We start from the raw sequence: 23,889 nt of genomic DNA, 5'->3' as shown, positions 1-23,889 counted from the left end.
CTGTGACGCGCGCCGCATAGGGGCGCGAGAAGATTCGAAGTGACACGAGGGTGCGTCCGCGTTGGAGGGGTACCCGGGCGAACACGCAGCACGGGGCCAACCGGCCCGGGTGCTGGCGCGTCGGGAGTCGACGGCGGGGTGCCTAACGCGAACGGCCGCGGGCGGCGCGCGTCAGGCGATCAGCGCGGCGGGAGGAGCGGTGGCGAAGGGGAGGGAATGCGCGGCGCGCGGCCGGCCAGGGGTGCGAGGCCCGAATGCCCTCGCGTCCGTGGCGCGGATGACGCCGGCGAAATGCCACGCGACTGCGCCCTCGAGCAGCGCACTCCCGCTCCCACACTGCGGGCCCGGACAGCAGCAGCTGTCGCCTGCCCGATCACCGCGGTGGTGCTCCCCGTGGTCACCCGCGGCGGAAACCAGGTCGTGCGCGCCGGACTCGCCGCGCGCGCCGCTGGGTGCGGCCTGGTGATGTCCGCCGTGGCGTGCCGCGCTGGAGGCGCTCGCCGCATGCGACGCACGCAATGCCGAATGTGCCGGGCACGGATGCACCAGCTGCGGTGCCCCGAGATACAGGGCCATCCACAACGCGAGCAGCGCGGCAATCGGGCGGCGAAGCAGTCGCACGAGGGGCAACCGAAGCGGGAAACCGACGGAGCGGGTCGAGACGGGCGGCTTGACCTTCACCCGTCCACCGAGGGCACCGTATCGTGCGACATTCCGGTGTGGGGAGCATGGGTCGCCCGACCCATAAAAAGCTGCGGCACAACCCCACCGATTGGAAGTGCGGACTTCACCCGCCTCGCCGGGCCGCTGGCTCCGATACGAGTCCGAGGTCGGCGCGGTCGCCTATGCTTCCAGCTCCAGCGCCCAGCGCACGGGAAGGTTGGGATCGAGCGAGTCGCGAACCGAGCAGTACTTCGTCACCGCCAGTTCGATCGCACGTTCCGCGTGCACCCGCTCGATCCCGGCCCCCGCGATCCGGAACGTCAGGAGGATCCCGACCAGGCGAGCCGGCGTTTCCGCCGCGCGAGCCCCCTCGACGTCGACTTCCAGCGACCGCACCGGGGTACGCCGCTTGGCGAGGATGTCCACCACGTCCACCGACGTGCAGGCGGCAAGGGCGTTCAGCAACGTGTCCACCGGCGAGGGACCGGTCCTGGCGCTCGCGTCGATGCGGTGCGTGACCCCGCCCGGGCGTCCCGCATCGAACCGGTGCTCACCGTCCCACGTCAGGTGCACCCGGTTCACCATCTTGATCTCGATCCCCGGAATCGTCTCCAACGTGCTCACGGTTGGCTCCCCAGGCGGATGGGCGCGCGCACGGCATTCCCCCATTCGGTCCAGCTGCCGTCGTAGTTGCGCACGTGCCGGTAACCTAACAAGTACGTGAGGACGAACCAGGTGTGCGACGAGCGCTCGCCGATGCGGCAGTAGGCGATGACGTCGTCGTCCGGGCGCAATCCCTGCTCCCCCTCGTAGATGGCACGCAGGTCGGCCGCCGACTTGAACGAGCCGTCGGGGTTGGCCGCCCTCGCCCACGGGACCGACTTCGCCCCCGGGATGTGGCCGCCGCGCAGCGTCCCCTCCTGCGGGTACTCCGGCATGTGTGTGCGCTCGCCGGTGTACTCCGGCGTCGACCGGACGTCCACCAGCGCCTTCCCCGCCTCCATGTGCGCGCGCACCTCGTGCATGTAGGCGCGGATCCGGGCGTCGTCGCGTTCGGGGGCGACGTAGCTGGTCGGTGGAAAGGAAGGGACCTCGGTCGTCATCGGCCTACCTTCGAGCTCCCACTTCGAACGCCCGCCGTCGAGGATGCGCGCGTTCCGGAAGCCGAAGAGCTGGAAGACCCAGAACGCATAACAGGCCCACCAGTTGTTCTTGTCCCCGTAGAAGATCACGGTCGTCTGCTCGTCGATGCCGCGCGCACGCACCAGCGCCTGGAACGCCTCGCGCGACACGTAGTCGCGCACCACGCCGTCGTTCAGGTCGGTGTGCCAGTCGATCCGTTGCGCGTTCGGGATGTGTCCCATCGCGTAGAGCAGGACGTCCTCGTCGCTCTCGAGGATCCGGATGGAGGGGTCATCGAGGTGCTCGGCGAGCCATTCGGTGCTCACCAGGGCGTCGGGGTGGGCGTAGCCCTTCGCGGCGATGGTCGGGGTAGTGCTGATGGTGGTCATGAGGAAGCCTGGTTGCCGGTACCCGGGATAGATAACGGGAGTGGAGAGGCGGTGCCTCACAACCCTTGAAGTCCGCAGGACGCCGGCACGTTCCGCCAGGTACCCCCCTACTGGGGAACGTCGCGGTCCCCTTGGGACGCGCGAGGTGTGGCCCTAGCTTCAACCCATGGGACAGTACAAGCACCATGTCTTCGTCTGCTCCTTCGGCAAGACGTGCGAGAAGGCCGGGGGCATCGACGTCTTCAAGGCGATGAAGTCCGCCGCCCGCGAGGCCGGGCTCGGCGATACCGTGCGCGTCAACAAGTCGGGGTGCATGAACCAGTGTGGGCACGGCCCCATGGTCGTCGTCTACCCCCAGGACGTCTGGTACTGCGACGTCGACGAGGCGGGGGGGCGCCGCATCGTGAGCGAGCACCTGGTGGGCGGCACGGTGGTCGAGACGCTCCGCTACGTGGCCCCGCCGGGAGACAACAAGCTCGTCGACGATGACTGAGTGCCCGGAGCGAGAGGAATGACGCGCGTCATCCGTGGGGCGGCTCATGCGTACCGCCTGCTCGACGTGGGCTATTCCATCTCGCTCGACGGGGCGCTCGGCGTCCTCGCCTCCAGCGCGCCGGCTCGCGTCCGCCCCGTGCGCAGCGAAGCCGCCGCGTTGCAGATCCCCAACCCGCCTGTCTCGGTCCTTCTCGGGGGAGAGCGCGTCGCGATCGGCGGTCGCTCGTACGACGCGGAGGTCCTGGCGCGCGTCTTCGACTTCGGCGTCGCCTCGCTGTGCGTGCGCATCCCCGCCGGGGAAGACGTCGCCTGGGACGACTTCGCCGCCTTCGGGAACGCCGTCGACGACGCGACCGCGATCCCCGCCCTCCTGGAGCACCACGCGCAGCTCCTCGTCGAGCGCATTGCCCCGGCCATCGAGCGCCCCAACATTGCGCCGGTGCGCGAGGAGTACGTCGTCTTCCGCATGCGCATGGTGCGCGGCGACGACGGCGGGACGCTCACGAGCGAGTCGCTCCCGCGCACGGTCGACCTCGCCCCGCTCCTTCTCAACGAGCGCCGCGTCCTGGCCACCCGGGCCCGCGACGACCTGCTGCAGCACCGCTATTCCTACTACACCGACGACCTCGCCGTCCTGACCTGGGACAATGCCCTCGTGCTCGACCCGGTGGAGGGGGCCAGCGATGTCGAGTACATCCTGGAGTTCGCCAACGCCCAGCTCCTCGAGCTCCGCTACTACGATGCGGTGCTCGACGGCGAGCTCCCCAAGTTGTACGGCCGCATCGAGGCGGCGCGTGGCGCGTCGATGCGCCACTTTTCACGCCGCTTCTCGAACTTGTTGGGCGACATGCAGCGCCTCTACGCCGAGTCCACCGAGCTGGTGGAGCGCGCCGAGAACGCGCTCAAGGTCACCGACGACGTCTTCCTCGCACGCGTCTATTCGGCGGCGCTCGAGATCTTTCGCGGGCGTGAGTGGCGCGCCGGGGTGGACCGCAAGCTCACCCTGGTCCGCGAGACCTACGAGATGCTCAACGCCGAGGCGCAGGCCACCCGCGCCGAGGTGCTGGAGTGGGCGATCGTCATCCTGATCGTCGGGGAGATCATCATGGCCATGGTACGCTGATGGGGACGCCGCACGACGAGCCTCCGTTCATGGAGGGATACAGCCGCCATGTCCTGGTCTGCACCGGGGAGTTCTGCTCGGCAGGACGGCGAGGACGTGCCGTGTACGCACGCCTGGCGTCGCTGCTCCAGCGCGAGGAGCTCCTCTTCGGCCCCTCTCGAGTCAAGCGAAGCGAGGCGCCATGTCTGGGCGTCTGCGCGGGCGGCCCCATCGTCGCGGTCTACCCCGAGGGAACCTGGTACCATCACGTCACCGACGAGCGCCTCGAGCGGATCGTGATGGAGCACCTCAAGGAAGGGCGCGTGATCCGCGAGGCCGTCTTTCACGACCTCCGTGAAGATACGGGGGCGACCGAGTAGGGGAGCAGTCGAGGGAGAGGGCGCGGAGTAGGGGACGCAAGGAGATGAGGAAGGGGAGAAGACGAGAGTGGGGAGGGAACGAGTGTCGCCGCGCGCCCTCGTCTTCTCGTCTTCTCGTCTTCTCGTCTTCTCGTCTTCTGCCCCTAAGCCATCGCCTCGAGCCGGGCCACGCGCTGCTCCGTCGACGGGTGCGTCGAGAAGAGCGACATCATGCCGCGGCCGCCAAAGGCGGAGAGCGGATTCACCTGTGCCAACGGGGCCACGGCGGGGGCCACCTGCATCGGGATCCGGTGCGCCGCCATGTCCAGCTTGCGGAGCGCGCTCGCCAGCGCCAGCGGACGCCCGGAGATCTGGGCCCCTACCGCGTCGGCCTTGAACTCGCGCTGGCGCGAGATGGCAAACTGGATCAGCCCTGCGGCGATCGGGGCGACGATCGCCATCGCCAGGGCGGCGAACGGCGACTCCCCCTCTTCGTCGCGCCCGCCGAGGAGCGCCCCCCACTGCGCGATCATCGCCAGGTTGGAGATGGCCCCCGCCAGCGAGGCGGTCACCGTCTGCAGGAGCATGTCGCGGTTCTTGATGTGCGCCAGCTCGTGCGCGATGACCCCCTCCAGCTCGTCACGGTTCACCAGCTGCATGATCCCTTGCGTCACGCAGACCACGGCATGCTCGGGGTTGCGCCCCGTGGCGAAGGCATTCGGCTGCGCGTGCGGCGCGATCGCCACGGTCGGCATCGGGAGCCCCGCGCGCTGGCGCAGGCGATCCACCATCTCATGGAGCTCCGGTGCCTCGTGCGGCGAGACGACCTGGGCCCCGTAGGCGCGCAGGACCATCGACGACGAGTTCCAGTACATGAACAGGTTCATCCCCGCGGCGAAGATCAGCGCGAGGAGTGCCCCGGACTGCCCTCCCACTCCTCCGCCGATGGCGACGAAGAGGGCGGTCATGGCGGCCATGAGGGTGAAGACCTTGACGTTGTTCATTGTTCACCAGAGGACGAGAAGACGAGAAGACGAGAAGACGAGATACGGGCAAAAAAAAGGCGGACGTTCCAAGCGCCCGGACAATCTGCCGGTGTCGCTCGAAAGTCTCGCCTGATCCGGAGGACCCGGCCGAACCGTGCCCGGAAACCGGGCAGTCTTGACGATTCGGCCGCGCGGATTGTCGGTTCCGCGTAGCTACTCCCCTTCAGTTGCTAAGAACCCGCGAATGGGGGGAGAGGTTCCCGACGGGGGCGACGGGGGGCTAAGTTCCCGGCCGCACCTCGACGTGCCCTCTGCTCGCCTCGCGCCCCCGCATGCCCGACTCGCTCAATCCGCGCCGACTCTTCATGGGAGCCGCGAGGAAGTACCTCTTCGACGCCATCGAGTCGCCGAGCGCCGAGGCCCGCCCCCCCGCCGTCGACGAGGCGCCCCGCCTCACCCCCCACGCCATCCAGAGAACCCGTATGTCCCGTACCCGCGACCGCATCCTCGCCAATCTCGACGACATGTACCGCGAAGCCTTCGAGCGCGCCAAGGCCACGGGCGACGAGTCGCAGATGGCGTCGCTCGACTTCGCCTACCGCCGCGAGCAGCTCTACTTCGAGATCCTGCTCGACGTGCGCGACGCGCTCGAACGGCGATAGGGGCCCCGATGCGCTCCCCGCTCGTCACCTTCCTCGCCCTTGCCACCCTCGCCGGTTGCACCATGAAGTCGCCCGATGCCGGCTCCGGCCCCGTCACCCTCGCGGTGGTCAATGCCCGCGTCTGGACGGGTGACGCGCGGCGCCCGTGGGCCGACGGTATCGCCGTGCGCGGCGAGCGGATTGCAGCTGTGGGATCCAGCGCCGAGATCCGCAAGCTGGCCCGGGATGCCGAGGTGATCGATGCCCAGGGGCAGATGGTCGTCCCCGGATTCATCGATTCGCACGTGCACTTCGTCGACGGAGGGTTCCGGCTCTCCTCGGTGCAGCTGCGAGACGCGAAGACGCCGGAGGACTTCGTGGCGCGCATCGAGGCCTTCGCCGCGACCGTCCCCAAGGGGACGTGGATCACCGGCGGCGACTGGGACCACGAGCTGTGGGGGGGGACGCTTCCGACGCGGGCGTGGATCGACTCCGTCACCCCCGATCACCCCGTCTGGGTGAACCGCCTCGACGGGCACATGGCGCTCGCCAACTCGGCGGCGCTCGAGGCGGCCGGTGTCACCCGGGCCACGCCGGAGGTGAGCGGCGGGACCATCGTGCGCCTGGCGGGGGGAGAGCCCGCCGGCGTCTTGAAGGACAACGCGATGTCGCTCGTGGACCGCGTCGTCCCGCAGCCCCCGCCGGCGGTGGAGGATCGCGCCCTCGACTCGGCGATGGCGTACGTCGCGTCGTACGGGGTCACCACGGTGCACATGATGGGATCCTGGAACGACCTCGCGATCGCCACCCGCGCGCAGCGGGCGGGGCGGCTCAGGACCCGCATCTATGCCTTCGTCCCGCTCAACACCTGGGAGCGCCTGCGCGACACCGTGGCGGCCCGCGGGCGCGGCGACGCCTGGCTCAAGCTGGGCGGGCTCAAGGGCTTCGTGGACGGATCGCTGGGCTCGCACACGGCCGCCATGAAGGCACCGTTCACCGACGCGCCGCACGACTCGGGATTCTTCGTCAACTCGCCCGAGGACCTGTACGCCTGGGTGTCTGGCGCCGACAAGGCCGGATTGCACGTGGCGGTGCACGCCATCGGCGACCGGGCCATCGCCACGCAGCTCGACATCTACGCGCGGGTGGCGAAGGAGAACGGCGCGCGCGACCGCCGGTTCCGCATCGAACACGCCCAGCACGTCGCCCCCGGCGACTTCGCCCGCTTCGCCGAGCTGGGGGTCATCGCGTCGATGCAGCCGTATCACGCCATCGACGACGGGCGATGGGCGGACAAGGTGATCGGCCCCGAGCGCGCCAAGGGGACCTATGCCTTCCGCTCGTTCCTCGATGCCAAGGCGACGCTCGCCTTCGGCTCCGACTGGTTCGTCGCCCCCCCGACCCCGATCGAGGGGATCTACGCCGCGGTCACGAGGCGCACGATCGACGACAAGCAGCCGCTTGGCTGGGTGCCGGAGCAGAAGATCACGGTGGACGAGGCGCTCCGCGCCTACACCGCCGGGAGCGCGTTCGCCGGCTTCGACGAGCAGGACCTCGGGGCCCTGCAGCCCGGCAAGCTCGCCGACTTCGTCATCATCGATCGCGACCTGACCACCATCGCCCCGGAGACGATCCGCGACGCGCGCGTGATGCGCACGGTGATCGGCGGAAAGACGGTCCACGAGCGGCGGTGAGTCGGCCGCGCCACGCAGCCGCACCACGCAGCCGCACCACGCAGCCGCACCACTCGGCCGCGCCACGCAGCCGCGCTAGGCGGTCGCGATGAGGAGTGCGGCGACGGCGGCCACTCCGACCAGGATCACCACCGCAAGCTTCCGCCGCGATGAGGATCCCCCACCGGCCGGGCCCGCCACGAGCCGCTCGTGATGAACCTCGCGTTGCCAGATGGGGTGCCGTCGAACTTCGATGTGGGAGATCTGCATCGATCCCTCCCTGAGGATCCGTGGGCGTCAGCGGCACGGTCACCCCACGTGGTCACGGGCTGCTGACGCGGACGTCGCAAGTTGAATACAACGCCCTGCCGATCCGGCTGTACACTCGGGGAACCCCGAGTCGGGACCGGTGCGCGACTGCCGTGCAAGGCGCGGGCCGTCGCGAATGACCGTGCACCCTCGTCTCTTCGATGCGGCAATTCGTGCCGCGCCGCCGACTGCCTCTGACTTTCGCGAAGGCTTCGAGGTCACTCGCCGGTCGAATGCGAAGGGGCCGGCCGACCCGCCACGGTCGCCCGGCCCCTCGAACCCTTTAGCCCCGGCCGCCGCTAGAAGTTCGCGATTTCCCGGTAGGCCCGCGCGAAGTCGTCGATCTGCGGGAGGATCGCGTCCTCGAGCTGTGGGGCGTAGCCGACGAACGTGTCGGTGCTCGCCACCCGCTTCACCGGGGCGTCGAGCCAGGCGAAGCAGTCGTCGGAGATGCGGGCCGCGATCTCGGCGCCGTACCCCCACGAGAGCGAGTCCTCATGCGCCACGATCACGCGGTTGGTCTTCTTGACCGACGCGTAGACCGTCTCCTGGTCCCACGGCGAGAGCGTGCGGAGGTCGATGACCTCGACCGAGACTCCCTCGTCGGCGATCTGGTTGGCCGCAGCGAAGGCGCGCTGGACCGTGGCGCCGTACGTCACCACCGTCACGTCGCTCCCCTCGCGCACGACCTTCGCCTTGCCGAAGGGGATCATGAAGTTGGGGCCGGGATACGCCGCCTTGTTGTAGGTCTGCCGGTACAGGTGCTTGTGCTCGAGGAAGATCACCGGGTCGTCGCAGCGGATGGCGGTGCGAAGGAGCCCGTTGGCATCGAGCGCGGTCGCCGGGCAGACGACCCGCAGCCCCGGGTTGTGCGTGAAGAGCGACGCCCCGGTCTGCGAGTGGTAGATGGCGCCGCGGATGTAGCCGCCATACGTGGTGCGGATGACGACCGGCGCCGAGAACGCGTTGTTGGACCGCCACCGCATCGTGGCCAGTTCGTCGCGGATCTGCATGAACGCCGGCCAGATGTAGTCGAAGAACTGGATCTCGACGACCGGCTTGAAGCCGCGCGCCGCCAACCCGATGGCCCGGCCGACGATGTTCGCCTCGGCGAGCGGCGAGTTGTAGACGCGCGTGGAGCCGAACTCCTTTTGCAGCCCGTGCGTGACCTTGAAGACCCCCCCCTTCCCCTTGACCTTCCCCATGTACGCTTCGCGCGAGACGTCGGCCACGTCCTCGCCGAAGACGACGATGCGCGGGTCGCGCCGCATCTCGTCGCGCATGCAGGCGTTCAAGAGGTCGACCATCGTCGTCTCGTTCCCCGAGAACTGCGGGTCGTCCTCGGTGTCGAACGACTCGCTCGTCGGGTCGACGTCGGGGGAGTAGACGCCGAAGTAGATGGTGCTGGCATCGGGCTGCGGCTGGCCCAGCGCATCGTCGGTCGCCGCCAGGACCTGCGCATCCACCTCTTCCTGGATCTTCGCGATTTCCGCCTCGGTGGCGTGACCGTTCTCCACCAGCCAACGGGGGAAGGTGGTGATCGGGTCGCGCGCGGCGTCGGCTGCCCGCTCCTCGGGGGGACGGTACAGCACCTCGTCGTCCGACAGGGAGTGCGAGTACGGGCGGATCACGTGGGCGTGCACGAAGGCCGGCCCCTTGCGCTCGCGGGCGTGCTGCACGGCGCGCTGCATCACCTCGTAGCTCGCCATGAAGTCGCAGCCGTCGACCTCCTGGATGTAGAGCCCGGGGAACGACGCGACCAGCTTCGAGATCGAGCCGCCGGCGGTGTTCACCTCCACCGGGACCGAGATCGCGTACTGGTTGTCCTGGATGACGTAGACGATCGGGAGCTTGAGGTTGCAGGCGGTGTTGAGGCTCTCCCAGAACTCGCCTTCGCTCGTGGTGCCATCGCCCGACGAGACATAGACGACTTCGTCGGCCTTGAACCCCTCGCTGATCCCGAGCGCGGCGGCGCGCTGGATCCCCTCGGCACACCCCACGGCCTGGAGGAACTGCGTCCCGGTGGGCGAGGAGGCGCTCACGATGTTGAGCGCCTTGTGCCCGAAGTGCGAGGGCATCTGGCGGCCGCCCGAGTTGGGGTCGATGGCGGCGCCGACGGCCTCGTACAGCATCTCCTCCGGGGTCATCCCGAGCGCGAGGCACAGGGCGCGGTCGCGATAGTACGTGTAGAACCAGTCGTACGAGGGGCGGAAGTGGAGCCCCGCCGCGGCGAGCACCGCTTCGTGTCCCGCTCCCGAGATCTGGAAGAAGATCTTGTTCTGCCGCTTGAGCTGGATCTCCTTGTCGTCGATGCGGCGCGACAGGAGCATGGTTCGGTATGCCTGCTGGAGCTGCTCGCGCGAGAGGCCGGCGGCGCGCTTCCGCTCCGTTCTGGTCGTCGTAGCCATGGGGTGTCGCGTGAAGAGGGAGGAGGCAGCGATCCTCGTAATCTACGTCGGATGACTGGCCGGTGAGGACTGGGTAGTTTCACCCTTTCGCCGCGACTCGGCGGCCGGCAGGATTCAGGGCGCGCCGGCGCCCAGGCATCCCGCGTGCACATCCCGCTTTCCCCAGCTTCGAGGCTCATATGTGGCGGTTCCACAAGCTCGTTTCGTTCAGCGTCCTCGCCGCGGTTGCCTTGGCGGCGCCGGCCTCGGGCCAGAGCCTGAAGGACCGGATCAAGCGCCGGGCCGAGGAGTCGGTCGGCCGAAAGGTCGACAAGGCCGTCGACTGCGCGATGGGCGACGCCAAGTGCATCGAGAAGGCGAAGGCCGAAGGGAAGACGGTGAACGTCGTGCCGGGCAAGGACGCCGACTCGAAGAAGGAAACGCCCGCCGCGGGTGAACAGGCGGGTGGGGACGCCGCGGGAACCGACGCGCTCAAGCCCGGGGAGGGTGCGTGGGCCAATTACGACTTCAAGCCGGGGGAGAAGGTCCTGTACGCCGACGACTTCATGAAGGACGAGGTCGGCGACTTCCCCCGGTCACTCGAGTTTGTAAGCGGCTCGCTGGAGATCGTGGAGTGGAAGGGGGCGCGCTACCTGCGTGCGCAGAGCGACGCCAAGTTCCAGATCGTGCTCCCGCAGCCGCTGGCCGAGCGCTACACGCTGGAGTTCGATCTTGCGGTCCCCGCCGGTGCGCTCTGGATTTCCCCGGTCGACGAGGAGTACAAGCAGCGCATCGAGTTTGCCGACGGCGGGAGGGTCGGTTACCACGAGGACGGCCGCCCCTACACGGGGACCGACTGGGTCGAGTCGTACCGGGGCAAGATGTTCCGGGCCCGGGTGATGGCCGACGGGCGTTACGTCAAGCTCTACATCAACGAGAAGCGCCTGGCGAACATCCCGAACGCGAGCGCGGCGCGGGGGAGCAAGATCCTGTTCTACGTCGATGGCAGCCCGGACAATCCCGCGCTGTTCGGCGCCTTCCGCCTCGCGGCGGGTGGGAAGAAGCTCTATGACGCCCTGGCCGAGAAGGGGCGCGTGGCCACTCAGGGGATCTACTTCGACACCGGGTCGGATCGCATCCGCCCCGAGTCGACCCCGACGTTGAAGGAGATTGCGGCGATGCTGAACGATCACGCCGACCTCAAGCTCACCATCGAAGGGCACACGGACAACGTCGGGAACGCGGCGTCCAACCAGACGCTCTCGGAGAAGAGAGCGGCCGCGGTGGTGGCCTACCTGACGGCGCAGGGCATCGATGCCGCGCGCCTGAGCGCGAAGGGCCTCGGGGCGACCAAGCCCACCGACTCGAACGACACCCCCGAAGGGCGCCAGAACAACCGACGGGTCGAGCTCGTCAGGATGTAGGACGCGCACCCGGGTTGTGGCGTGCGCGCCTCGCCTGCAGGGAGGGAATTCCACGATTCCTCCCTGCGGGGGGCGGTGTCGCCGCTTACGCCACGGCCGGGGCGCTGGCACCGCTCATGCACTTCCCCTCCTCGTCACCCGAGGAGACGAGACATGACCGCGCCGGGCCGCCACTGCATCTTCTGCGACCTCATCAATGGGGCCGGAGAGGTATCCATGTGCTACGAGGATTCCAGCGCGATCGCGTTCATGGACATCCAGCCGGTGAACCTCGGGCACGTCCTGGTCGTCCCGCGCGAGCATCACGAGAATCTCACCGACATTCCGCCCGAGCTGGCCATGCACCTGTTCGACGTGGCGCTGCGCCTGTCGCCGGTGGTCCGGCGCCTGAACGGGGCGGAGGACATGAACCTGGTGGTGAACTCGGGGGAGGCCGCGGGACAGGACGTCTTCCACTACCACGTGCACCTCATTCCCCGCCGCGCGGGCGACGGGTTCGACATCCCGCTCCCCTTCGCCGGGTCGACGATGCCGGACCGGACGCTGCTCGACGCGATGGCGGCGCGGATCATCGCCGAGCTGCGCGACCCGGTACGCCAGCACATCGCGCGTCGCCTGTCGGTGATGAGCGCCTGACGGCGCTCGGCGCATAACGACGCCGCCTTCGTCCGACCGCGAGGCCGCCTCACGGCGGCCTCGCGGCGTTTTCGCGGCGTGTTCGCGGCCGACGGACGGCCCACTCGCGGCCCGAGGGGTCTTGCGCGATCAATCGTTATGCAACATAAGTATCCCGGCGCGGGGCCATCGGTCCCCGCATGACAGGAGGGAGATGCCCCGAGTTCGCAGATTCTCGACCGGCGAACCCCAGGTGCCGCGACGACTCGCGGCACCGGGCATCGGCTCTCCTCCACTCGCGACACCCCGCCCCGGCTTGCCGGGGCGGGGTGTCGTCTTTTCCGGCGAGGTGCAATGTCTCGACGTGGGATGCTTCGGGTGGTCCTTCCTCGTTCGCCGCGCGCGCGTCGCGCCCCTGATGACCGCGACCGTCACCTGCAGTACCGAGACCTGAAACGCGCGCTGAAGCACGCCGCCATGCGTGACTGCGGCCGGCGCTGCGTGTACTGCGCCGAGCGGCTCGCGCTCGAGGAGGCCACCCTCGACCACGTCTATCCCCTCGCCCGCGGGGGGACGCACGCCCCCGGAAACCTCGTGACCGCCTGCGCTCGCTGCAATCGACTCAAGGGCGACATGCTGCCGCACGAGTTCTTCGCGCGGCATCCGTGGGCCGGCGCGAACTTCGTTCGGTATGCGCGCGCCGTGCATCGCGCACTCAAGCGCGGGGCGCGGCGCGCCGTGAGCCTCGCCTACGCGGCGTAGCCCGCGCCAGCGGCCCGACGCAGGCCCCGCGCGCGCGACGGGGCGTCAGCGCTGCCAGAAGGCATCATCCACCACGCCCACCTCGAGCGCCAGCCCTGTCGGCGACGTGGGGTCGGGGACGATGTCGATGCGTGCCGTGTCGACGAGCGCGGCGTCGGGCCCGTACAGCGCCAGGGCCAGGGTGTCGCGGGCGCGGCGATAGCGTTCGCGCTGCTCGTCCGACGCCGCCATGTCGCCAACCGGGAGGAGTGCGAAGATCGGCTCCACCAGCTCCCATCCCAGGCCGGGCCGGAACGCGCCGCGCGCCGTGCGCCGCTCCGCGTCGCGCTCGGCCAGGTCCGATCGCCCGACGATGACGTCGCGGAGCCTGAGGACGTATGACATCGGCGCCGTCCCGCTAGTAGTCGACCGGGCGCAGGTACGACTCGCCGATCGCGGTCTGGGTCAGCATCGCCACGGTGGGGAGCTTCCGCTTCCAGTGCGTCCCGTCCACGCGGCGGCGCACGAGCGCGACCTGCTCGGCGTCGAAGCCACGGGCCACGAGGTCGGCTGCCGAGTATCCCGATACCAGCCAGTTCAGGATCACGTCGGCGTGCGCGAAGCTGATCCCGAAATCGCCCTCGTCGGTCTGGCCGGGGACGAGGTCGGCCGAGGCGGGCTTGCCGACGATCACCTCGGGAACGCCCAGGTGCCGGGCCAGGGCCCAGACCTGCGTCTTGAAGAGGTCGCCCAGCGGGTTGATCGGTGGCGAGTCGTCGGCATGCCAGGTGAAGTACCCGAAGAGCCGCTCGGTCTTGTTGCCCGTGCCTAACGGGACGCCGCGAAGGCGTGCCGACTGGTCGAAGAGGGCGATCATGCGCACGCGCGCCATGACGTTGCCGCGACGCGTCGGATCGGCGTCGGGCTCGTGCGCCAGGTAGCCGTCGACGGCGCCGGAGATGTCGAGGGTGCGCGAGGGGATGCCGAGGGAGTCGATGACGAGCTGCGCGTGCTCGAGCGATTCCCGGCTCGAGGTGCGATAGGGGAGCCGCAGCCCCAGCACGTTCTCCTTGCCGAGCGCGCGCGCGGCGAGAAAGGCGGTCACGGCAGAGTCGACTCCCCCCGACACCCCGACGACCGCGCGCTGGAAGCCGCGGCGTGTCATCTCGTCGCGGATGAACTTCGTGAGCCAGGCTTCGACCAGCGTGGCGTCGATGTCGAGGGGGGGCGGCCCTCCCGTGTCATCGGCGCCGTCGGCGGTGGAAAGGACCTGGATGGCAAGGGAATGATGACGCTCGCGGGAGGAATCGGCGGCAGTATTCGTATCGGGGGGGGCCCCCCGCGCCCCCCCGCCGACGCCGACCTCGGTCTCCGCTTGGGCAGCTCCCGGCGCGCCGCCGCCCGTCGCGGTGCCGTGGCTCGCGCGCTCCTCCGCGTCATACGTCGCCGCTCCCGCGCGCTCTCCGCGCTCGGCGCGTTCGAGCGAGCGCTGCAGGTGCGGGATCGCGGTCCGCAGGTCGGCCAGCAACGGCGTGTCCGAGCGTGCACGCCCGATGTCGCGGAGGTCCAGTCGCGTCACCAGCGCCGCCTCCTCCCACGCCGGCCCGCGCACGCGCACGTCACCGTGCGGCCCCATCACCGCCGAGCACCCCGCGAAGACCTTTCCTCCTTCGCTCCCGACGAGGTTGGACAGCGAGACGAAGATCCCATGCTCCTCGGCGATCTCGCGGATGAGGCGCTCCCAGCGCGCCACCGTCGCGGGGCCCGACGGTCCGGTGTCGCGCGGGTGAATGCCGCGGGCGGGTGCCGCCGACGAGACGAAGATCACCTCCGCATCATCGAGGGCGGCGATCGTCCCCGACAGCGAATGCCAGGCGTCCTCGCAGATCAGGAGCGCCGCGCGTCCCCAGGGGGTGTCGAACGCCCGGATGTCGTGTCCGCGCTCGACGAATCGCTCCTCGTCGAACAGTCCGTACGTCGGCAGGAACGCCTTGCGATGCACGTGCAAGACGCGTGGAGCCCCCTCCCCGAGTCGCACGTAGGCTGCCGAGTTGTAGAGCGTCTCCCGCCAGCGTTCGTAGAACCCGGCGATCACATCGACCGGACGGAGCGAACCCTCGCGCGCAGCGTCCCGATACGCCCGGTCCAGGTCCGAGGCCAGCGTCCCGGCCGTCACCGCGACTTCACGCACCCCGCCCTCGACGAAGTAACCCGACAGGGCCGCTTCGGGGAGGTGGATCACCTGCGGGGGGGTCTCCCCCTGGGTGAGCTGGGCGATGACGCCTCCCAGGCGCGAGAGATTCGCCGCGTAGTCGCCCTTTCGCGGGTGCAATTGGGTGGTGGCGATCGTCAGGGTTCTCGGCATGGCGGAAAGCTGGTGCGGGCGCCGCCGGACAGCAACGTGGCGACCGTCGTCCGTGCGCCGCGTCGCGTCCCATCGGTGGGGCACGTCGCCGCGCCTCGAGCGTCGAGCGCACGAAACTGGGAGACGCAGCCGGGTATTACCTTCAGGCGTGGAATGCCGTCGCCCCGTGTCGCATGACGCGCCGCGGGCGACGTACACCGCCCCCCTCCTTCCCCCTCGCATCGCCGCTCCGTACGTGACCGCCCGCCACGCCGCGCCTCCACCTTGCCACGCCACCAGGCCGCGTCGCCGGCCGGGGGCAGGGTGGTGGCTCGCGGCGACGGCGGCCCTGCTCGTCGCGGCGTCGCCGATGGCGGCACAGGAGACGCCCCCTCCCTCGTCAGGCGAGCCGTGGCGCATCGTCGCGATGCCGCAGTCATCGCAGGTGTATGCGCGCGACGGCTCGCTCATCGGCGAGATCGGGCGCCAGTGGCGGACCCTGGTTTCGCTCCGGTCGCTCCCGCGCTACGTGCCGCAGGCGTTCGTCGCCGTGGAGGACCAGCGCTTCTACCAGCACGACGGCGTCGACATCGTCGGCGTCGCCGGCGCGATCAAGGATGCGCTGGGGGGGCGCCTGCGCGGGGCGAGCACCATCACGCAGCAGCTCGTCGGGAACATGCATCCCGACATCATCGACCGGACCGATCGCAGCCCGATGCGCAAGCTCCGCGAGCAGGCGGCGGCGCGCGAGATGGAGAAGCACTACACCAAGGAGCAGATCCTCGAGGCCTACCTCAACTTCATTCACTTCGGGTCGCGCTACTACGGCATCGAGTCGGCGGCGCGGCACTACTTCGGCAAGCCGGCGGCGCGGCTCACCCTCGCCGAGGCGGCGACGCTGGCCGCCCTCCCCAAGGGGCCGGCAATCTATGATCCGGCGCGCCACCCCGACCGGGCCCGGACGCGCCGCAACCTCGTCCTCTCGCTGATGGCCGAGCAGCGCTACATCACGGCCGCCCAGGCGGCCGCGGCGCAGCGCGAGCCGGTGGTGGTGGCGCCTAACGCCGGCCTTTCGGCGCCCGCCCCCTACTTCGTCGACGTCGTGCGCGTCCAGGCCGAGCGGGCCGGGATCAAGGTCGCCGAGGGGGGATACCGGATCCAGACGACGCTCGACCCCGTGATCCAGCTGGCGGCCAACGAGGCATTGCGCGAAGGGACGGCCGAAGTCGAGGCCCGGCCCGGATACCGCCACCCGACGTACGCCCGCAAGCCGAAGGGGAGCACCGACTACCTTCAGGGGGCGGTGGTCGCGCTCGATCCCTCGTCCGGCGACGTGCGCGCCCTCGTCGGGGGGCGCGACTACGCGGAGTCGCCGTACAACCGCGCCGTCAGCGCGATGCGCCAGCCGGGATCGGCGTTCAAGCCGGTGGTGTACGCCGCCGCCATCGCCGACAGCCTCCCCCCCAACACCATCGTTCCCGACACGGCGCTCGCCATCCCCCTCCCCAATCGCACGACGTACCGCCCGGAGAATGCCGACGGCAAGTTCCTGGGCCCCGTGACGATGCGGGAAGGGCTCGTCCTCTCGCGCAACCCCGTGGCCGTCCAGCTCGCGTTGCGCCTGGGAATGGACTCGGTGACCGCCATGGCCCGGTCGTTAGGCATCGCCTCGTTCATCGCCCCGTATCCGTCGAGCGCCATCGGGGCGTCGGTGGTGCAGCCGCTCGACCTGGTCAGCGCGTTCGCCACCTTCGCCAACCTCGGGAGCCGGGTCGAGCCGCGCTTCATCAGTACGATCGAGGACCAGGCGGGAAAGGTGGTGTGGCAGATGCGCCCCCTGGCCCCGACCCCGATGATCGACCCGAAGGTGGCCTTCATCGTGCGCGACATGATGCGCGATGCCGTCGATCGCGGGACTGCGACCGCGGTGCGCCGCTATGTCCCGCCATCCATCCCCGTCGCCGGCAAGACCGGGACGACCAACGACAACGCCGACGTCTGGTTCGTCGGGATGACGCCCGACCTCGTGGCCGGGGTCTGGCTTGGCTTCGATACGCCGAAGACGATCACCCCCGGGGCGGCCGGGGGCTCGCTCGCGGCGCCGATCTTCGGGCGCCTCGTGCAGAAGGCCGGCGCGGGACGCGGTGTCGCCGCCTGGCTCCCCCCCGAAGGGATCGTTTCCGCCGAGTTGGACCGCGCGACGGGGCAGGTGGCGTCCGACGCGACCCCGCCCGAGCGGCGCTACACCGAGTACTTCCTCCCGTCCACCGAGCCCCCCATCCTGCGCATGGACGCCTGGCGCATCCTGCGAGTCGGGCCGATCGTGCGCTGAGCGACCGCGGGCGGCGGCCGTCGCGCCGGACACGCCTCGCGCCACCCGACGCCGCATTGTACCTGACGGCGTCGCACCGCCTGCCGCGCCGACGCCTATTCGTGCCGGATGGCGTCGATGGGCGAGAGGCGCGCGGCGCGGCGCGCCGGATAGGTGCCGAAGACCAGCCCGATCGCGACGGCCGACCCGGCCGCCACGAAGACCGACGACGCCGAGAGGCTCGGCGCAAGGCCCGCGACCCCCGTCTGCTGCCGGATCACCAGGATCGCCAGCGCGGCAATGAACGCCCCGAGCAGCACGCCGATCGCGCTCCCCACGCTCGAGATCGCGACCGACTCGGACAGGAATTGCAGGAGGACGTCGCGCGGGCGAGCGCCGATGGCCTTGCGCACCCCGATCTCGCGCGTGCGCTCGGTGACCGAGGCGAGCATGACGTTCATGATGCCGATCCCCCCGACGAGGAGCGAGATGGCGGCGATCGCGCCCATGAACCACTTGAAGACGCGCACGCCCTGGGTCGCCTGCTCGAGGCGCTTCTCCATCGTTCCCAGCTCCACCCGTCGTTCCCACCGCGAGCCGTAGCGCCGCCCCAGCCAGTCCTCGACCGAGGCCTTGAGCGCGTTGACGTCCTCGATGCGGGTGGCCCGGACGGCGATGGTGGGGAGGAGGCGCCGCCCGCCTGCCGTGGCGAGGAGGGGGGCCGACGCATATGGGACGATCGCGGCCCAGCCGCGCTCACCCTTGTAGGGTGCGAGGATCCCGATGACCATGCGCGGGGCGCCATTGACGCGCACCGACTCGCCCAGGAGGCGCTCCGGGGAACGGGGGAGGGCGAGGTCGGAGGCGAGCTTGTGCGAGAGCACCACGACCGCCGAATTGCGCTCGTCCTCGACCCGGGTGAAGAAGCGTCCGGCCGCGAGCTCCGCATGCGAATACTGGTCGACGCCGGCCATCGCGGCGGTCACCGAGGTTTCCCTCCGCCTCCCGCTCCGTGGCGATTCGACCGGCACGGTCGAGCCCACCGAGAGCGACACATCCTTGACGAAGTCCACCTCGCGGGTGATCGCGGTCGCGTCGTCGCGGGTGAAGACGGGATAGTCGCGCACGGGGACCCACTCCCCGTCGATGCGCTCCATGGTGCGCGAGGAGAGCGACACCGACTGCACGTCGGTGGTGCGTTCCACCTCGTTGCGCGTGAACCGCTCGAGGCCGTCGCCTAACGAGAGGACCGCCACCAGCGACCCGACCCCGATGATGACGCCGAGGGTCGAGAGGAGGGTCCGGAGCGTGTTGACCCGCAGCTGGTCGAAGGCGACGGCGAAGGCGGTGGCGAAGGACGTGAACATGGCGCGAGGTGGGAGTCGGCGGGCCCTACGTGTCGAAGCTCGCGCTGGTTCCGCCTCCCCCGCAATGCGACGCGGGCGCCTCGTCGGCGCCCGCGCGTGGGTCAGGGGTTCCCCGGTGCCTAGGCCGCCTTGACGTCGTGCCGGCTGCCGTCGCCCGTCAGGGCGATCGCCAGTACCTCGGCGAGCGTCTCGACCGGGTGGAAGGTGAGCTCCTTCCGCACCTCGTCGGGGATGTCCTCGACGTCGTCGGCGTTCTGCTTGGGGAGGATGATGTGCTTGATCCCGGCTCGGTGTGCGCCGAGGACCTTCTCCTTCAGCCCGCCGATGGGGAGGGCGCGTCCCCGCAGCGTGATCTCGCCGGTCATCGCCACGTCGCGCCGGACCGGGTGCCCCGACAGCTCCGAGACGAGCGCGGTCGCGATCGCGAGGCCGGCCGAGGGGCCGTCCTTGGGGATGGCGCCGGCCGGGACGTGGATGTGTGCCTCGGTGGCGGCGTTGATCCGCTCCGCGGGGATGCCGAGCGCGGCGGCATTGTTGGTGGCGTAGGTGAGCGCGGCCCGCGCGCTCTCCTTCATGACGTCGCCCAGCTGGCCGGTGAGGATCAGGGAGATGGGGCCCGGACGCGCCCCCCCTTCCTCGCCCAGCGCCCCGCGCCCATCCCCGCCGCGAATCGAGGCCTCGACGAACATGATGTCGCCGCCCATCGGGGTGTAGTACATCCCGGTGGCGATCCCGATCTCGTGGTGCTCCTGCGCACGCTCGGGGTGGACCTTGGGGCGTCCGAGGAGCGCGCGCACCTCGTCGGCGTCGATACGGTTGTCGGCGATGGTGGAGGCATCGCCGGTGGCCAGCTGCCGCGCCACCTTGCGGCAGACGCGTCCGATCTCGCGCTCGAGCTGGCGGACGCCGCTCTCACGCGTGTAGTGCGACACGACCGACATCACCGCGTCATCGTCGAAGGCGACGTTCTTGTCCTGCAGTCCCGACTCCTCGAGCTGGCGGGGGATCAGGTATTTCTTGGCGATCTCTGCCTTCTCGCGTTCGGTGTAGCCGGCGAACTCCACCACCTCCATGCGGTCCAGGAGCGGGCCCGGGATGTTCTGGATGAAGTTGGCCGTGGCGATGAACAGCACTTCGCTGAGGTCGAACGGGACCCCGAGATAGTGGTCGGTGAACGAATCGTTCTGCGCCGGGTCGAGGACCTCGAGGAGGGCGCTCGACGGGTCGCCCTGGAACGACTGCCCCAGCTTGTCCACCTCATCGAGCAGGAAGACCGGGTTCTTGGTCCCCGCCTGCTTCATCCCCTGGATGATGCGTCCCGGCATGGCGCCGACGTAGGTACGCCGGTGGCCGCGAATGTCCGCCTCGTCGCGGGCGCCGCCTAACGCGACGCGCACGTACTCGCGCCCCAGCGAGCGGGCGATCGACTTGGCGATCGACGTCTTCCCCACCCCCGGCGGGCCGGAGAAGAGGAGGATCGGCCCCCGGGCCATCGCGCGGGCCTTCGCCTCGCGTGCGTCGGGCATGACATGCTCGTCGCCCTCGCCGTTCCCCTCGGGCGCCGCCGCCGCCCCGCCGTCGCCGGCGGCCGGCATGGCCGAGAACTCGCCCGTCTTGCTGACCTCGTCGGCCACCTGCTGGGCGCGCAACTGGCGCACGGCGAGGAACTCCAGGACGCGATCCTTCACATCCTTGAGCCCGTAGTGGTCCTCATCGAGGATCTCGGTCGCGCGCTTGAGGTCGAGGAGGTCGTCGGAGCGCTGGTTCCAGGGGAGCTCGGCGATCCATTCGAGGTAGGTGCGGATCACCTGGGCCTCCATGGACTCGCGCCCCGACCGCTCGAGGCGTCCCAGCTCGCGCTCGACCTCGGCTCTCGCCTCCTTCTTGAGGTCGAGCTTGGCGAGCTTCTCGCGAAGCTCGGCGACTTCCTTGGACTGGTCGTCCTCCCCCAGCTCCTTCTGGATCGCCTTGAGCTGCTCCCGCAGGAACATCTCGCGCTGGCGCTCTCCCAGCTCCTCTTGCACCTGGGACTTGATCTCCTCCTGGGCCTCGAGCATGCCGATCTGGCGCTGGACGTGCACCAGGACGCGACGCAGCCGCTCCTCGACGCTGAGCGTCTCCAGGAGCCCCTGCTTTTCCGCCACCGGGAGCTCGATGTAGCCGGCCACCAGGTCGGTGAAGCGCCCCGGCTCGTCGACCGAGTCGAGGACCTGGTGTACGACTTCCTCGGGAAGGCCGCGCTTTTCCCCCAGTTCCTGGGCGCGCTCGCGTGCCTCCTTGTGGAGCGCCTCGAACGCCGGGTCATGCTCGTCGAGCGGCGCCATCTCCTCGGTGGGCATCACGATGGCGTTGAGATAGCCGTCACCCATCGTGTACTGGAGCGAGGTGGCCCGCTGCTCTCCCTGGAGGAGGAGCTGCACGCCGCCCAGGCCGCGCTGGATCTGGCCGATCCGCGCGATGACGCCCATGGAGTAGAGGATTTCCGGGGAGGGCTCGTCCGTATTGTCGCGCTGCGCCACGGCGAAGACGAGGCGGTCCGCCTTGAGCGCGGCCTCGATGGCGCGCAAGGTCCCGGGGCGCCCCGCCGCGATGGGAGAGGTGAGGCCCGGGAATGTCACCATCCCGCGAAGGGGGAGGACGGGGAGGGTCTGTCGTTGGCCCATGTTCTACCGGAGGACGAGAGGACGAGAAGACGAGAAGGCGAGGACGTGCGCGTTCGGGAACGGGAGACGAAGGGTGAACGACTCCGCCTTGGCCCTGCGTTCCGCAGGCACAGCGCGGGATCTCGTGGGTCCGTCTTCCCTGGTACCGCTTCCTGCACGTTGCGGGCTCCCGATTTCGGCCATGATGACGGGCTTTGCAACTTTCCCGGGCCATTCTGACGTAGTGTGCGGACGACTGCGCCGTAGCGGCGGCACCATGCGCTAGACGCTCTCTCGGCCGAATGCTACACTACGATGCTGTCCGTCCTTCAGGCTCCAACCTCCCCCCCTCGAGTGTCAGCACCCTTCGCTTCGTCGTCCGACTCCGAGCTTCGCGCACACGTGGAACGCGTGCTCAGTGGCAGCTACGAGTTGGACCGCGAGATCGGGCGCGGGGGGATGGGGATCGTGTACCTGGCGCGGGACCGGCGACTCAAGCGTCAGGTCGCCATCAAGATCCTCCCGCCGGAGCTCGCCTTCCGCGGGGAGATCCGCACGCGCTTCCTGCGCGAGGCCGAGACCGCCGCCCAGCTCAGCCACCCGAACATCGTCCCGATCTATTCCGTCGACGAGCGGGAGGGGCTGGTGTTCTTCGTGATGGCGTTCGTGGATGGCGAGAACCTCGCGGTGCGCCTCTACCGCGACGGGGCGCTCTCGTTCGAGGACACCCGGCGGTGCCTCCTCGAGGTGGCCCGCGCCCTGGCCTTCGCCCACGAACGCGGGGTGGTGCACCGCGACATCAAGCCCGACAACATCCTCATCAACCGTGAGGACGGGCGGGTGATGGTCACCGACTTCGGCATCGCGCGGGCGGTGAGCGACGGCGCGGACGCGCGGCTCACCGCCACCGGGATGGCGATCGGGACGCCGGCGTACATGTCGCCCGAGCAGTCCATGGGGGAGCGCGAGGTGGACGGGCGCACCGACCTCTATTCGTTAGGCGTGGTCGGCTACCAGATGCTGACGGGCGAGCTCCCGTTCAACGCGTCGAGCACCCCGGCGCTCCTCGTCAAGCACATTTCCGAGACGCCCACCCCGGTGCACCAGCGCTGCCCCGGCGTCCCCCCCGACCTCGGGCGGGCGGTGATGATGATGCTGGAGAAGGACCCGACCAACCGCTTCCCGAGCGCAGCCGCCCTCGCGACCGCGCTCGAATCGGGGGACGTGCCGGAGCCGGCCTACGGGGGGCCGCTGTCGCTCGGAACGATGCCCCAGCGCTCGGCGATCGAGGCGGCGGCGTTGCGCCCCGGCGTTGCGGCTGGCGGAATGGCCCCGCCCACCGGCGAGGAACTCGCCCGCTGGAATGCCGCCGAGGTGGTGGCCTTCCGGAAGAAGCTCGCCCCGTGGATGTTCGCCGGCGGGGTCAGCGTGGTCGTGGCCGCATTCGGCGGCCCCGATTTCGCCGGGCTGTGGGGGATGTACTCGATCTACATCGCCTGGAAATACGCCAAGCTCTGGACCGACGGCTACGACTGGCGCGACGTCCTCAAGGAGCCGAAGGACCGCCTCTTCTTCGACGTCGTCGCCGAATGGGTGGACAACGTGCGCGCCCTCTGGGATCCGGCCAAGCGGACCGAGGTGCGCGATCGGGCCCGCCTGCGCGGGAGCCGTGGGGCGGAGCTGTTCGACCGCGCGGGGACGCCGGGGGCGCTCGGTGCGGGTGCCTCGGCCGCCCAGCTCGGGGCGCTCGCGGGGACGGCCGCCCGGTCGGTGCACGACGCCCGGCGCAACCGCGACGAGATCCTCCGCCTCATCGAGGGGCTGCCCAAGAAGGAGCGCTCGCTGCTGGGCGACGTCCCCTCGTCGGCGATGGCGCTCTACCAGCGGGTCGAGGGGCTCGCGTTGCAGGTGGCGGAGCTGGAACGGAACATCGGCCCCGAGTCCGGGGCGCAACTCGATGCGGAGATCACCCGCCTCGAGGGCGAAGCCAATCCGCTCGACGCCCGCGGGAGCGAGGAACGCGTGCGGCGCCTGGCGTACCTCAAGCGGCAACGTCGGTCGGTGGCCGATCTCGGCGGTCGCCTGTCGCATGCGCGCGAAACGCTCGAGAGCTGTGTCCTGGCCCTCCAGAACATGCGCCTCGAGGTGGTCCGCCTGCGCAGCGGGCCGCAGGACTACCAGACCATCACCTCGGTCGCCGAGAAGGCGATCGCGCTGGGGCGCGAGGTGGACGCCGCCGTGTACGCGCGCGACGAGATGGCCAAGCTGAAGCTGGGAGGACGGGGCTAGCGCCCGCGCGGCGACGGTCCGTCCGTCACC

At 69.9% G+C, this 23,889-nt stretch carries 18 protein-coding genes; 10 read left to right on the top strand and 8 right to left on the bottom strand.

Translation table 11 applies throughout. The annotated features are described in order from the left end of the window. Positions 1-843: 843 nt before the first annotated feature. Together ABS52_10230 and ABS52_10225 are read right to left on the bottom strand one after the other, a co-directional pair. Positions 844-1,248 carry a hypothetical protein gene (locus tag ABS52_10230; GenBank protein ODT03276.1) on the bottom strand — a complete coding sequence of 135 codons (405 nt, stop codon included), beginning with the start codon at positions 1,246-1,248 and terminating at the stop codon, positions 844-846. A 35-nt stretch (positions 1,249-1,283) separates the two neighbouring features. Then, the gene (locus ABS52_10225; protein ODT03253.1) at positions 1,284-2,174 is read right to left on the bottom strand and encodes a thiosulfate sulfurtransferase; all 891 of its coding nucleotides are present in this window, start codon (positions 2,172-2,174) and stop codon (positions 1,284-1,286) included. Positions 2,175-2,340: 166 nt separating this feature from the next. Between ABS52_10225 and ABS52_10220 the strand changes: the two genes are divergently transcribed. The 3 genes from ABS52_10220 to ABS52_10210 are packed head-to-tail and all read left to right on the top strand — an operon-like array spanning position 2,341 to position 4,151. Continuing rightward, the gene (locus ABS52_10220; GenBank protein ODT03252.1) at positions 2,341-2,667 is read left to right on the top strand and encodes a hypothetical protein; all 327 of its coding nucleotides are present in this window, start codon (positions 2,341-2,343) and stop codon (positions 2,665-2,667) included. A gap of 18 nt (positions 2,668-2,685) precedes the next feature. Beyond that, positions 2,686-3,792 (top strand): hypothetical protein, encoded by a 1,107-nt coding sequence (locus tag ABS52_10215; protein ODT03251.1) that lies wholly within the window; start codon positions 2,686-2,688, stop codon positions 3,790-3,792. After that, positions 3,792-4,151, top strand: a complete 360-nt coding sequence (locus tag ABS52_10210; protein ODT03250.1) for a ferredoxin — start codon at positions 3,792-3,794, stop codon at positions 4,149-4,151. The genes ABS52_10215 and ABS52_10210 overlap by 1 nt, the downstream gene beginning before the upstream one ends. Positions 4,152-4,294: 143 nt before the next feature. On the opposite strand, the gene ABS52_10205 is transcribed toward ABS52_10210, so the two are convergent. Then, positions 4,295-5,134, bottom strand: coding sequence for a protease HtpX (locus ABS52_10205; protein ID ODT03249.1), 840 nt, complete (start codon positions 5,132-5,134; stop codon positions 4,295-4,297). A gap of 314 nt (positions 5,135-5,448) precedes the next feature. Here ABS52_10205 and ABS52_10200 point away from each other — a divergent pair, with 314 nt between their 5' ends. Further along, positions 5,449-5,778, top strand: coding sequence for a hypothetical protein (locus ABS52_10200; GenBank protein ID ODT03248.1), 330 nt, complete (start codon positions 5,449-5,451; stop codon positions 5,776-5,778). 8 nt (positions 5,779-5,786) lie between these two features. After that, complete coding sequence (locus ABS52_10195) at positions 5,787-7,451, top strand: amidohydrolase (GenBank protein ID ODT03247.1); 1,665 nt, start codon at positions 5,787-5,789, stop codon at positions 7,449-7,451. 587 nt (positions 7,452-8,038) lie between these two features. Here the strand turns inward: ABS52_10195 and ABS52_10190 are convergent. Further along, positions 8,039-10,147: a dehydrogenase gene (locus ABS52_10190; GenBank protein ODT03246.1), complete on the bottom strand. Its 2,109-nt coding sequence runs from the start codon at positions 10,145-10,147 to the stop codon at positions 8,039-8,041. A 179-nt stretch (positions 10,148-10,326) separates the two neighbouring features. Between ABS52_10190 and ABS52_10185 the strand changes: the two genes are divergently transcribed. The 3 genes from ABS52_10185 to ABS52_10175 all read left to right on the top strand — a co-directional run bounded on the left by ABS52_10185 (position 10,327) and on the right by ABS52_10175 (position 12,927). Then, complete coding sequence (locus ABS52_10185; protein ID ODT03245.1) at positions 10,327-11,550, top strand: hypothetical protein; 1,224 nt, start codon at positions 10,327-10,329, stop codon at positions 11,548-11,550. A gap of 153 nt (positions 11,551-11,703) precedes the next feature. Then, positions 11,704-12,186, top strand: coding sequence for a hypothetical protein (locus tag ABS52_10180; GenBank protein ID ODT03244.1), 483 nt, complete (start codon positions 11,704-11,706; stop codon positions 12,184-12,186). 348 nt (positions 12,187-12,534) lie between these two features. Then, positions 12,535-12,927 carry a hypothetical protein gene (locus tag ABS52_10175; protein ODT03243.1) on the top strand — a complete coding sequence of 131 codons (393 nt, stop codon included), beginning with the start codon at positions 12,535-12,537 and terminating at the stop codon, positions 12,925-12,927. Positions 12,928-12,972: 45 nt separating this feature from the next. Here the strand turns inward: ABS52_10175 and ABS52_10170 are convergent, their stop codons facing one another. Further along, positions 12,973-13,311, bottom strand: coding sequence for a hypothetical protein (locus ABS52_10170; protein ODT03242.1), 339 nt, complete (start codon positions 13,309-13,311; stop codon positions 12,973-12,975). 13 nt (positions 13,312-13,324) lie between these two features. Next, the gene (locus tag ABS52_10165; GenBank protein ID ODT03275.1) at positions 13,325-14,182 is read right to left on the bottom strand and encodes an NAD(+) synthase; all 858 of its coding nucleotides are present in this window, start codon (positions 14,180-14,182) and stop codon (positions 13,325-13,327) included. 1,438 nt (positions 14,183-15,620) lie between these two features. Between ABS52_10165 and ABS52_10160 the strand changes: the two genes are divergently transcribed. Next, on the top strand, positions 15,621-17,582 hold the full coding sequence (locus ABS52_10160) for a hypothetical protein (protein ODT03241.1): 1,962 nt from the start codon (positions 15,621-15,623) through the stop codon (positions 17,580-17,582). Positions 17,583-17,677: 95 nt separating this feature from the next. On the opposite strand, the gene ABS52_10155 is transcribed toward ABS52_10160, so the two are convergent. After that, positions 17,678-18,928 carry a hypothetical protein gene (locus ABS52_10155; GenBank protein ODT03240.1) on the bottom strand — a complete coding sequence of 417 codons (1,251 nt, stop codon included), beginning with the start codon at positions 18,926-18,928 and terminating at the stop codon, positions 17,678-17,680. Between the two features lie 119 nt (positions 18,929-19,047). After that, entirely contained in the window at positions 19,048-21,591 is a 2,544-nt protein-coding gene (locus tag ABS52_10150) for an endopeptidase La (protein ID ODT03239.1), read from the bottom strand. A 381-nt stretch (positions 21,592-21,972) separates the two neighbouring features. Between ABS52_10150 and ABS52_10145 the strand changes: the two genes are divergently transcribed. Then, positions 21,973-23,859 carry a hypothetical protein gene (locus ABS52_10145; protein ID ODT03238.1) on the top strand — a complete coding sequence of 629 codons (1,887 nt, stop codon included), beginning with the start codon at positions 21,973-21,975 and terminating at the stop codon, positions 23,857-23,859. Positions 23,860-23,889 lie beyond the last annotated feature (30 nt).

The organism is Gemmatimonadetes bacterium SCN 70-22 (assembly GCA_001724275.1).
Classification (GTDB): domain Bacteria; phylum Gemmatimonadota; class Gemmatimonadetes; order Gemmatimonadales; family Gemmatimonadaceae; genus SCN-70-22.
This window is presented reverse-complemented; position numbering and strand designations above follow the sequence as displayed.